General features: G+C 40.3%; 11 protein-coding genes. 2 read left to right on the forward strand and 9 right to left on the reverse strand.

Going from position 1 to position 12,112, the window contains the following annotated elements:
• Positions 1 to 58: 58 nt before the first annotated feature.
• Positions 59 to 916, reverse strand: coding sequence for a helix-turn-helix transcriptional regulator (locus BFS30_RS00700; protein ID WP_069377515.1), 858 nt, complete (start codon positions 914 to 916; stop codon positions 59 to 61).
• Positions 917 to 927: 11 nt separating this feature from the next.
• On the reverse strand, positions 928 to 1,290 hold the full coding sequence (locus tag BFS30_RS00705) for a hypothetical protein (RefSeq protein WP_069377516.1): 363 nt from the start codon (positions 1,288 to 1,290) through the stop codon (positions 928 to 930).
• A gap of 242 nt (positions 1,291 to 1,532) precedes the next feature.
• Here BFS30_RS00705 and BFS30_RS00710 point away from each other — a divergent pair, with 242 nt between their 5' ends.
• Both BFS30_RS00710 and BFS30_RS00715 read left to right on the forward strand, forming a co-directional pair.
• Complete coding sequence (locus BFS30_RS00710) at positions 1,533 to 4,397, forward strand: ligand-binding sensor domain-containing protein (protein ID WP_157262841.1); 2,865 nt, start codon at positions 1,533 to 1,535, stop codon at positions 4,395 to 4,397.
• Positions 4,390 to 5,022 carry a response regulator gene (locus BFS30_RS00715; protein WP_069377517.1) on the forward strand — a complete coding sequence of 211 codons (633 nt, stop codon included), beginning with the start codon at positions 4,390 to 4,392 and terminating at the stop codon, positions 5,020 to 5,022. The genes BFS30_RS00710 and BFS30_RS00715 overlap by 8 nt, the downstream gene beginning before the upstream one ends.
• A 49-nt stretch (positions 5,023 to 5,071) precedes the next feature.
• On the opposite strand, the gene BFS30_RS00720 is transcribed toward BFS30_RS00715, so the two are convergent.
• The 7 genes from BFS30_RS00720 to BFS30_RS00750 form a co-directional block, all read right to left on the reverse strand.
• Positions 5,072 to 5,695: a hypothetical protein gene (locus BFS30_RS00720; protein WP_237028684.1), complete on the reverse strand. Its 624-nt coding sequence runs from the start codon at positions 5,693 to 5,695 to the stop codon at positions 5,072 to 5,074.
• Positions 5,696 to 5,715: 20 nt separating this feature from the next.
• Complete coding sequence (locus tag BFS30_RS00725) at positions 5,716 to 7,617, reverse strand: beta-N-acetylhexosaminidase (RefSeq protein WP_069377519.1); 1,902 nt, start codon at positions 7,615 to 7,617, stop codon at positions 5,716 to 5,718.
• 221 nt (positions 7,618 to 7,838) lie between these two features.
• Complete coding sequence (gene trxB, locus BFS30_RS00730) at positions 7,839 to 8,801, reverse strand: thioredoxin-disulfide reductase (protein ID WP_069377520.1); 963 nt, start codon at positions 8,799 to 8,801, stop codon at positions 7,839 to 7,841.
• A 126-nt stretch (positions 8,802 to 8,927) separates the two neighbouring features.
• The gene (locus BFS30_RS00735; protein WP_069377521.1) at positions 8,928 to 10,556 is read right to left on the reverse strand and encodes an acyl-CoA carboxylase subunit beta; all 1,629 of its coding nucleotides are present in this window, start codon (positions 10,554 to 10,556) and stop codon (positions 8,928 to 8,930) included.
• A 128-nt stretch (positions 10,557 to 10,684) separates the two neighbouring features.
• On the reverse strand, positions 10,685 to 10,948 hold the full coding sequence (locus tag BFS30_RS00740; protein ID WP_069377522.1) for a hypothetical protein: 264 nt from the start codon (positions 10,946 to 10,948) through the stop codon (positions 10,685 to 10,687).
• Between the two features lies 1 nt (position 10,949).
• On the reverse strand, positions 10,950 to 11,168 hold the full coding sequence (locus BFS30_RS00745; protein ID WP_069377523.1) for a hypothetical protein: 219 nt from the start codon (positions 11,166 to 11,168) through the stop codon (positions 10,950 to 10,952).
• A 204-nt stretch (positions 11,169 to 11,372) separates the two neighbouring features.
• Entirely contained in the window at positions 11,373 to 12,068 is a 696-nt protein-coding gene (locus BFS30_RS00750) for a diphthine--ammonia ligase (protein ID WP_069377524.1), read from the reverse strand.
• Between the last annotated feature and the right edge of the window lie 44 nt (positions 12,069 to 12,112).

Consider the following 12,112-nt stretch of genomic DNA (forward strand, 5'->3'; position numbering starts at 1 on the left):
TAACTGACTATCAGTATGCTAAAAACACTTTTCAACTAAAAAAATAGTAATAATTAAGTTACCTGTATTGCCCTGGAGTAACCTGGAAAGAGTTCCTGAACAGGCGGATAAATGAGCTCGGGCATTCGAAGCCAACGATGTCTACAATTTCATTGATAGGGTAATCGGTATTTCGCAGAAAATACTTAGCCTGCTGCAAGCGGATGCTCGTTAAAAACTGATGTGGGGATTGCTGATAAGCCTGTTTAAAGGTACGTAGAAAATGATTTACAGACAGGCAGGCTATTCTGGCAATATCTTCCAGACAGATATTTTTATTGTAATTGCTAATGATGTAATCTCTTGCAATAGATAATCTCCTCAGTATTTCTGATTTGGTCGTATGGCTGAGAAACTTAAGGGACGCTTCCCTATTGATCACCTCTGCATGGTAGATTTCATAATAATTGATCAGACAATGTTCGAGGTAGCTGCTGAGCAGCAAATTATCCGTACTCCCCTGATCGATGTGTTTTTTCAGGTGGAGCATATTAAATTTCATATTTCCATTCAAAGGATAGATTGCCTCTACAAAAACCGGAGCTTCTTTTTTGTGATTTTCAGGATTATCCAAAAGGATGCTGTCTTTTGCAGTTCTGGAATATTCAAAATCACTCACAAAACCAGGATCAAATAACACCGACATCGAACGGACTTTTACACCGGAATTGATCCTTTTGGTATAGGAAGTCTGTTGGTTAAAAAAGATAAAATTTTCAGAGAAAAGTGTCAGATCACGATTCGCAGCAGTATAATCTGCAGATCCGCTAAAGATCATATCAATAGCATACCTGCCGGAAATTTCCGGGTGAAAAGAATCGTAAGCCGATTCTATAATCACTTCATTTTTGTTAACCAGGGTTCTTTGATATTTCATATCCTTATTAATTAGGCATCTTTATAATCTCTTTCTTCCAGCAATATAAATCTGTTGCCACAGGGATCGGGGAATTCTACAGCTATACCATCAGGTCTGTATACAGGATCAGTTAAACCACTTACCTGCACTTCTTTAAGTCGATAATGATCCCTCAGACAATCATCAGTACTTAAGATAACCGGAGCGGTTTCCAGCTCATCATTTTGCAACAACATCAGAAAATCGCCATTGAACATTTCCAGTACCACACAATCCCTTCCCTGCACGTCCAATTCCTCCTGTTCTTTCAAACCAATCTTGTTGATAAAGAAATCAAGTGACTTCCGGATGTCGGTCACATAGACAACTTTATATTTTTGTTCAAGATTCATGATATAAAAATCAGCGAAGATGGGTTCTTTTGTAAATTATTTAACAAATTTAACATCGCTTAATCACTGTCTGTTCCCCCCTGAGGGGGTATATTTCATATTTCATAAAATATCACCCTTAAAGGGGTATTTTTTAATTGTATCGGGATAAATATATTTACACTGGTTTAAACCCTGAATTCCCACCTGCAGTGTATTACAAAAAGATTATTCTCCTAGGATTATGCTTACTATTACATAGTTTGCCTGGTTTTTCACAGCGTTATAATTTTCGTCAATATGATATTGAGGATGGCCTGACTCAATCTCAGGTAACCTCAATTACCCAGGATAGCAAACGAAGATTATGGATAGCTACCCTTGGCGGATTAAGCTGCTTTAACGGTAAACTGTTCTGCAGTTATACCAAGACGAACGGTTTAAACAACAATTTCGCACTGGCCCTTAGCCTGGATAAAAATGATGGCATCTGGGTAGGCACTGCGAGAGGGGTTTCGAAATTTAACGGACAGAAATTCAACAATTACAAACAAACCAAAGATTGGGTCGGCAAACTGGTGACCAGTCATACCGGAACCGTATACGGACTTTCTTCCGCAAAACTGTTCAAAACCAATGAAGCAGTCACAGAGTTCCTGAACATCACTAAAGATGAGGACGAGAATGTAAGTGCATTAAAAGTGGATGATGAAGGGAAGATAGCCGTTGCCATTATCAGAAAGGGTATTTTTTATCTGGAAAATGAAAAATGGCGGCCACACCCACTCAACGATCAGTTAAAGAATTTTTTCATTACTGATTTTTTCAGCGATAGGTTTCATAAAAACAAGCTCTGGTTTCTGAGTGTTGAGGGGCTTCATTCTGCTGAAAATGGCAAGATATCTCAATATGTATCAGGAAAGTTCAGGGTAATAGAACAGGATGCAAAAAGTAACATCTGGATAGGTGCCACAAACGGAGCTTATTATCTGACAGATACCGAACTCATTCATTTCAATGGAAAAAATGGGTTCAGTAACAATATGGTCAATGCCATTTTCAGGGATGCGGAAAATAACATCTGGCTGGCTACAGATGGTGCCGGATTGTTTAGATTTATAGACCGAAATTATGTAATTTTTGATGAATCACAGGGATTAAGAAGCAAGATTGTCATGAGCCTGGCTAAAGGGCATGCCCAGGATGAGATTTGGATGGGTACCTATGGAGGTCTTTTTCAATACAAAAGCGGACAGATCAAAGAGATCAAAATTCCTTCAGATCAGGAAGACAGCAAGAATGTTATCTTTCTGTACAACGACCGCGAAAAGAACATTTGGATCGGAACAATGTATGGTGGTCTGTGGCGGCACAACGGCAAGCGGATGGAGCTCATGACTAAAGATCAGCACGCCATTGCCTATAACACCATTCTCGAAGATAGCCAGGGGCGTATATGGCTATCTACTGACGCAGGTTGTTTCCTGCTGGATAAGAAGAATAAACGGCTAAAATCAATCAGCAAGCAATTTGGCAGCGCCTTATTGGAAACCAATCAGGGCGAGATCCTGCTGGGGACAGAGGATGGGGTTTATATGATCAATTCCAGGTATGAAGTTGTCCGGTTAAAACTACCACAGTTAACAGGCTCCAGTATTCTTTGTATGGCAAAATCAGGGGGCGCTATCCTTTTTGGAACTTCTGATAACGGAATACTCGTATGGGATCGAAAAACGGGAAACACCCAGGTCATCAATACCCGTGCAGGTTTAGCATCAGACCATGTATACAGTATGCTTGTTGATGATCAGGGCATCCTCTGGACAGGTACAGGTAAAGGGGTAAATAAGATCAAGACCGGCGATTTCAGTGTGATCAAAAACAGCAATGAGCAATCCTTACTTGTAGAATGCAACCAAAACGCCATCCTTCAGGATAAAAATAAAGTCTGGATAGGAACAACCAAAGGGGCTATTGTTTACAATAGTGCCTCTTATATTCCAAAATCCGGAAAACCGTATATTTATATTAACTCTGTCACTGCTTTTGCACAAAATAAGGGGCAGCAGCAGAAACAGCAAACTACTTTTCAAGCCAATGATCTGGGCAGCATCATCAGCATTCCTTATCAGCAAAACAACATTATCGTCAATTTTACAGGCATTTTCCTGACCAATCCTGAAGGATTGCTGTATCAGTACCGCCTGATCGGCCTGGACACCAAGTTTAGTGAAACGATTAGTAATACTTCTATGAACTTCACTTCCGTTCCTCCGGGAAGGTATACTTTTCAGGTAAAAGCGATTACAAAAAATGGAACTTCCTCGGTAAATGCAGCTTCTTTTACTTTTGAAATTAGTCCGCCCTATTATCAGACAGGTATATTCAGATTATTTATCTTTGTACTCATTGTCCTGCTTATTCTTTTAGCAGTTTATATCATTATTAATTTAAAGGAGCGTAAGCGAAAACTAAGATTGAAGATCAAGCTGGAGGAGCAGTTTAAGGTCAGAAAACAAACTGCTGAAGATTTTCATGACGATCTTGGTAACAAATTGACCCGGATCTCTGTCTTATCAGAAGTATTGAGCAGCATGATTGATGAGAAAGACACTGAAAAGAGAAGTATCATCTTAAAGATCAATGACAATGTAAATGAATTATATAGGGGTACCAAGGATATATTATGGTCGTTAAATCCTAAAAATGATAAGTTAAGTGAATTGCTGGAGCACATCCGGGAATTTGGAAAGGAAATGTTTAACAGCACTCCTATTCGTTTTGAAGATCGCATTCAACTGAATAATCAGGATGGAAAACTATCATTAGACATGAGCAGAAACCTGCTGATGATATTTAAGGAAGCGATACACAATGCGCTGAAACATTCCAAAGCGGGAGTGGTTATTTTTTCAGCAACAGTGCAGGATGGTATACTTGAAATTGCCGTAAAAGACGATGGACAGGGCCTGAGTACTGCAGCATCTATGGATGGACATGGAATAAACAATATGAATGTGAGAGCACAGAGAATCAATGCAAAATTAAATATCAATTCGAACCATTCCGGCATGGAAATCATGTTAAGGGTTAATCTTTCCACGCTAATGCGCGCCAAAAATGTATAGCCAGCCAGAGCCAAGAATAGTTATTATTGAGGACGATCAGACGATCAGGGAGGGATATGCTTATTTGATCAATCATACCTCGCCTTATACTGTCGTTGCCACTTATCCGTCCTTTGATGCCGCAAGGAACAAAATTGCTAAAGATAATCCTGATGTTATTATACTGGATATTCAGCTTCCTGGCACAAATGGCATCGATGCTTTACCCATACTCAAAAGATTACTACCAGAAACATATATCATTATGCTTACGGTTTATGAAACAGAAAAGACCATTCTTGATGCACTGGCTAATGGGGCATCCGGATATTTCACTAAAAACACCCCTACTGCAAAATTGATTGAAGCGATCCGGGATGTCGTTCAGGGTGGTGGCCCTATGAGCCCTGATGTGGCCAAGACCGTAATTCTTTCCCTGCAAAAAAATCCGGATTCTCCCCTTACGAAAAGGGAAACCCAGATTCTCGAACTGATGACCACAGGTAAAGACCGCGGACAGATTGCAAAAGAATTATTTATAGAAGTAGAAACGGTCAGAACACACACCAAAAATATTTACAGCAAGCTCAATGTGAATTCAAAAGCAGAAGCCATACAGGTTGCAAAAAACAAAAGGCTGGTTTAAATATAAACCAGCCTTTTGTTTTAATTAATGTATCCTATTTACAGGTAACTTATTCTTTTATTTCATTCGTAGAAAAGCTGTTCCCGGTTAAGCGGTATTGCAGCATCTTTATTGCACCGGCTTTAATGGTCGTATCCCTGGGATTGACCATAGGGAAAGAACGGAACAAATCACCATTTTTAATAATGAATTTATCGCCTCCGGCATAAGATTTTTTCATCGTACTGCTTAAAGGTGGGAAACTGATCTTTCTAAACTCCCCTCCTGCATATTCGTAAACATTCAGGTCCAGCACATTTTTCTTGCTCAGCAGTTCAATATAAAGCTCAGGGTTTCCATCATTATCAAGATCCATATTCCAGGCATCAGTAATGACTCCCTTACGTTCGTTAGAAAAAGATTTATAGTTATTTCTAAGGGTATCTGATAACAGAATCAGGTACCCTCCTACACTATCCACCCCTTTTCCCCAGCTTACGATTTCAAAATTAATTCCCGGCCGGATGGCAATGTCCTTATAAAAGGGAAACTGGCCCGCAGGTTTTTTAGTCTCAGACTGGGCAGATTTGGTCGCAGCCATCTTTTCAGTGGTATTGTCTCCACAGGAAGCCAATAAAAACAGTCCTGCAAATAGCAAGGACAGCTTCATGAAATATTTACCTAGGTTCATCATTTGTCTTTTTTAGCGAACAATTATTTAGCTTTTACATCAGCAGCACCATTGTTTAAAATGGTCTCTGTTACCACACTTTGTTTTCCGGATGGCGTAATCACCACTGTCTTCAAAATACGCTTTTCTCCCTTAGGAACGATTACTTTTACTCCATTAGTATACAAGTTCCCATTAATTGAAGGACGGGTAAGGTCTAATGTATAATAAATTTTCGATCCTTCTACCGGGGCTTTAAGCTCAAGGTTAAAGTTTTCTCCATTTAACACTTTCTCATTTAAACCAATTGGCGCAGGTACCCAATAATTGGTTTCGGATTTATCCAGTCTTGCCAAATGAAGCGGAAGACGTTGCTCAGAGAAGTTTTTAAGGTCTTTACGTTCCGCCTGGCTCCAGGCAATTTCCGCCAAAGAGAATACTCGTGGAATGATCATGTATTCCACCTTTACCGGAGTCTGAATATATTCAGTCCAAAGGTTTGCCTGAACACCAATTACATATTTCTGCTGATCAGCATTCAGTTCTTTAGGCATCGGGTCATAAGCATAAGAGCTGGTATATGGCGCAAAACCACCAATATTTGTAGGCTCATCCGGAGAATTGCTTTGCTTATGGTCAAAATACAAACCACCTGCATTAGGCGTCATGATCACATCATGATTTTGTTTAGCAGCTGCAATACCACCTTCTGTACCTCTCCAGGACATCACGGTCGCATTAGGAGCCAAACCACCTTCCAGGATCTCATCCCATCCGATTACAGAGCGGCCTCTTTTATTGACATGCTTTTCTATTCTTTGGATAAAATAACTCTGTAAGCCATGCTCATCCTTAAGATTTAGTTTTTTAATCAGTTTCTGACAGAATTCACTTTGTTTCCAATATTCTTTAGGGCATTCATCACCACCAATATGGATGTATTTAGAAGGGAATAGAGCGATAACTTCATCCAATACATTTTCAAGGAATTTGAAAGTGTTATCATTAGGTACGAAGACATCATCAAATACACCAAACTGTTGTTGAACCTGTTTGCCTTTTCTGCTTCCAGACCAAGGTGTTTTCGGATCGATAAAAGTATCTCTCTCCGGAAAGCAGCTCAACTCCGGATAGGCAGCAATTGCAGCTGAAGCATGTCCTGGAAGTTCAATTTCAGGAACTACATTGATGAACCTTGCCGCCGCATAAGCCAGGACCTCTTTCACTTCATCCTGAGTATAAAAACCTTTATATTCTTTATTGTCAGTTCCTACCCCCGGGTGGTGCCCGATAATGGTTCCGTTTCTACTGCCTCCCACTGAAGTCAGTTTAGGATATTTTTTAATTTCCAGTCTCCATCCCTGATCGTCTGTTAAATGCCAGTGAAAATTATTCAGTTTATACTGAGACATGACATCAATGTACTTCTTAACCAAAGCAACAGGAAAGAAATGACGGGATACATCAAGGTGTAACCCTCTGTATTTAAAACGGGGATAGTCATTAATTTCAGCAGCGGGAACCAGGATTTCATTGTTCTGTTTTTCCGGCATCAGCTGCATGATGGACTGTACAGCGTAAAACAATCCTGCTTCCTTACCTGTAATTGTAATCTTTTTATCTGTAATATTGATTTTATAACCTTCGGCAGGCATTTGATCAGCCCCCTCCGAAGTCAGAATGATTGCTTTTTCATTTGCCGACTCAGATTTCACTTCTCTCAAAGCAAAACCGCCTTTGGTAGTGACAAAAGCATTTAGCAAATCTGCCATCCTTGAATTTTTAGGTTCATTGGATATTAAAACCACTGTTTTATCCAGTTTAAAGGTTCCACTGTTCTTCTTAACGGATACCGGTGCAGGAATGATCCCCATATTCGGGTCACTCTGTGCAGAAGCTTCTATTGCAAGAAATGCCAACAGAACAATTGTAAATAGTTTTCTCATTTGTGTGTTTTGTGTTTAATTCTTTTTTTGATCCCTGAAATTTCATCAGCCTGGTAAACAGCTGGTCATTTGCAGAAATCTGGTTAAATAATCTGGTTTGAATTAATGCACAAGATAAAAAAAATCCGTCAAAAGATTCCCGGGGTTATTTTACAAAAAAAGCGGGCTCCTTTACAGGGCCCGCTCTTTGATATCATGATATCTTAATATCTCTATATCTCTTAAGATAAAGCTTTCACTTCATGTTCTTTAGCAGCCAGATAACGTTCCGCATCTAATGCAGCCATACAACCTGATCCTGCCGCAGTTACTGCCTGACGGTAGTAGTGGTCCTGAACATCACCAGCAGCGAAAACGCCTTCTACATTTGTTTTTGTAGAACCTGGAATGGTTTGCAGATAACCTGTTTCATCCATTTCCAGCCATCCTTTAAAAATATCTGTATTTGGTTTATGACCGATAGCGACAAAGAAACCTTCAACCGGGATTTCTGACTCAACACCGGTTTGGTTGTTCAATACTTTCACAGCAGTTACGTTTTTTCCATTACCAATGATTTCCTGAGTTTCGGTATGGTATACTACTTCGATGTTTGGGGTATTCAGTACCCTGTGAACCATAGCTTTAGACGCTCTGAATTCATCTCTTCTTACCAGCATATATACTTTTCTACAAAGTTTAGCCAGATAAGTAGCTTCTTCTGCAGCGGTATCACCTGCGCCAACAATTGCAACGTCCTGTCCTTTAAAGAAGAAACCATCACATACTGCACATGCCGAAACACCAAAGCCATTATATTTCTGCTCGGAAGGCAAACCTAACCATTTTGCAGTAGCACCGGTAGAGATAATTACGGTATCAGCAGTAACGGTTTTAATATCATCCACGACTACTTTATGTGGCATAGAAGAAAAGTCTACAGAACTCACATAACCAAAACGGATATCTGTACCAAAGCGTTCAGCCTGCTTACGAAAATCTTCCATCATCTCCGGTCCCATAACTCCACCCGGATATCCCGGAAAATTATCAACATCGGTGGTTTGTGTCAATTGCCCACCCGGCTCCATACCGGTGTACATTACTGGTTTAAGGTCTGCGCGCGCTGCATAAATTGCTGCAGTATATCCTGCCGGGCCTGAACCTATAATTAAACATTGAACGTGTTCTATTTCTTGTGACATATTATTCTTTCTATTATTATACAAAATTACAATTTAATCCTGCTTTGAACAAGTAACAAAATGCAACAAAGCAGCATTATGATTTATTGATTATAAATCACTCCGTTACCGTATATTTTCAGAAAATCAGGTTTGGATTACTCCTACGTTAAAAGGCTTTTTAATTGGCGACTGATTTGCCGCTTCTATTCCCATAGAAATCACTTTACGCGTCTCTTTCGGATCGATTACGCCGTCTACCCATAATCTGGAAGCCGCATAATAGGGTGTCGTCTGACTATTGTACCTGTCGGTAATTTCTTTGAGCAGTTCCGCTTCTTTTTCAGGAGTAATCGTCTCCCCTTTTGATTTTAAAGAAGCTTCCTGAATCTGCAACAATACCTTTGCAGCCTGAGCACCTCCCATTACTGCAATTTTAGCACTTGGCCATGCATAGATCAGACGGGGGTCATAAGCTTTACCACACATGGCATAATTCCCTGCACCATAGGAATTCCCCAACACAATGGTAAATTTAGGAACCACTGAATTGGCGACTGCATTGACCATTTTGGCTCCGTCTTTAATGATTCCTCCCTGCTCCGATCTGCTACCTACCATAAATCCGGTTACGTCCTGTAAAAATACAAGTGGAATTTTCTTTTGGTTACAGTTCATAATGAAACGGGCAGCTTTATCCGCACTATCCGAGTAAATCACTCCACCGAACTGCATTTCTCCTTTTTTGGATTTCACCACTTTACGTTGATTCGCCACAATACCAACCGCCCAGCCGTCTATTCTTCCCAGTCCGCATACAATGCTCTGGCCATACAACTCTTTATATTGTTCGAATTCGGAATTGTCTACCAGACGATGAATAATGTCCATCATATCATAAGGCTTCTCTCTGTTTTCGGGCAGGATACCATAAATTTCTTCCGGATCAAGCTTAGGCATCGCCGGCTTAATCCTATCGAAACCAGCAGATTCCGGTGCACCTAACATGCTCATGATGTTACGGATGCTATCCAGACAGGCCTGGTCATTGGGATGTTTATAATCCGTTACTCCTGAAATCTCACAGTGTGTCGTAGCACCTCCAAGAGCTTCATTGTCTATATCCTCACCTATAGCTGATTTCACCAGGTATGAGCCCGCAAGAAACACAGAACCCGTACCATCTACAATCATGGCTTCATCACTCATGATTGGCAAATAAGCTCCTCCTGCTACACAAGACCCCATGATTGCAGAAATCTGCACGATTCCATCAGCAGACATCAATGCATTATTTCTGAACATCCTTCCGAAATGTTCTTTATCTGGAAAAATTTCATCCTGCATGGGCAGGTAAACCCCGGCACTGTCTACCAGATAGATTACGGGCAAGCGATTTTCCATCGCTATTTCCTGTGCCCTTAAATTCTTTTTGGCAGTCATAGGAAACCAGGCTCCCGCCTTAACGGTAGCATCATTTGCGACGATCATGCATTGTCTGCCGGAAACATAACCAATCCCACAGACTACCCCCGCAGAAGGACAGCCTCCCTGTTCAGCGTACATACCATCTGCGGCTAAGGCGCCTATTTCCAGAAACTCACTTTCTTTATCAATTAAATAGGCGATGCGTTCACGTGCCAGCAACTTTCCTTTTTCCTTTTGCTTCGCAGCACTCTTCTCTCCTCCACCCTGATATATCTTTTTAAGTCTTGTCTTTAATTCGTAAACGGACTGTTTATTCAAGTCTTCGTTTTTATTGAACTCTATATTCATTGGGGCAAGTTAAATCTATTTTCCAATGAAACAAAAGTCCGTTTCGGGCTTTGGTATAAAGCTTCCATTTGTATTGCATTTCGTTGTAAATTTATTACAAATAGAATATACATCCGGGGTATTAAGGATCAGAAAGAGTCTTCAGGCGGATGTTTGGCAACCCGAATCTCAGGAGTATATAAGTCGGAGAACTCTTCCAGAAACTCTTTAAGTTCACTATAACAGGTCAATACCCTAAGCCTTTCCTCCCGATCAACCTTAAGCGATACCTGTAGCGCCCAGCCTCTGTAAAGGATATAAAGCAGGTCGATGAGTTCATCAAATGAATGCTCTTTGAAAAACGAATGAACCAATAGCTGAAGCCTTTCCCGTTTACTGTTTTCCGTATCCATTTTATTGCTCCTTTCTTTTTAAAAGATCAAAATGAGATTTATCTTTTTTAAATTTACCAGCACATTTTTTATACTTTCTCCCGATCACTCCTATATATTTAGCCCTCCCGATAAAATGTCCTTTCAATACAGGTCTGTTCCGGAAGGAAAAAACGTGCATAGGCTTTGCAGAAAGATCACAGCATAGCAAAGCCATACCAAACAACAACATCTTTTTCATATTGAAATTTAATTAAACCATTATAAATTGGTGGAGCTCGTCATTAGAGCGTTCGAATATATGAGCTGTCTATCCCCATAGACAGTAGATACGATATATCCCTTATTACCCTATATAACCGAATCTATATATTTTAGGTGATAAGGTGGTAATAATCTGTTCATTAATTTGATAACGATTTATTCGACATCAAACCGCTCCTGGTTAAGGCAGCAAATCAATATACCAGTAACCCGCAGGCTTTTCTGATGTGCTTAGCGGAGATGGGAAGGTTTTAAACACCTTTTCTCCTAAAGTAAAAGGTAAGGGCGACTTAAATATTGGCCCGTCAAATACAAAAGTGTGGAACTCTCCGTTCTCTCCGCAGGGATCAATCCCTGGAGGAAGGTCGTCAATAAAGTGCTCATCGATCACCCTTCCACAGAAGTCTTCCAGTCCTTCCTGCGTGCAAACAATCACCGTTTTATACCCCAATGCAATAAATTCCCGGATAATGGCTTTGGTATCCTGTTTCCATAGCGGAAAGACTGCTTTCAAACCGACTTCTTGCAGTTTGGCTTCGCGATAATTTTTCAGGTCTTCCAGAAAAATATCCCCAAAAATTGAATGCGTGATCCCCTCCTTTTTCAATTGGGTTAAATGGCCATGCATGCTATTTTCATAATCTTCCATCTTTGGAGATTCCGGTAATCGGATCTGGTACAATGGAATTCCAATATTTTTCGCCTGTTTTACGAGCAATTCTTCTCTGACCCCGTGCATACTAATCCGGTTAAAAGCTTCATTTACGGTAGTCAGTAAATACCGGACTTCAAAACGTTCGTCGGCTAAAATATGATGCAGGGCCAGGCAACTGTCTTTACCCCCACTCCAGTTGAAAAGGCTGATCTCTTTACTCATGATGGTACAATATTACAAGATCTTTTCTTAGTTCCGAATAGAGC

This window comes from Pedobacter steynii, assembly GCF_001721645.1.
Classification (GTDB): domain Bacteria; phylum Bacteroidota; class Bacteroidia; order Sphingobacteriales; family Sphingobacteriaceae; genus Pedobacter; species Pedobacter steynii_A.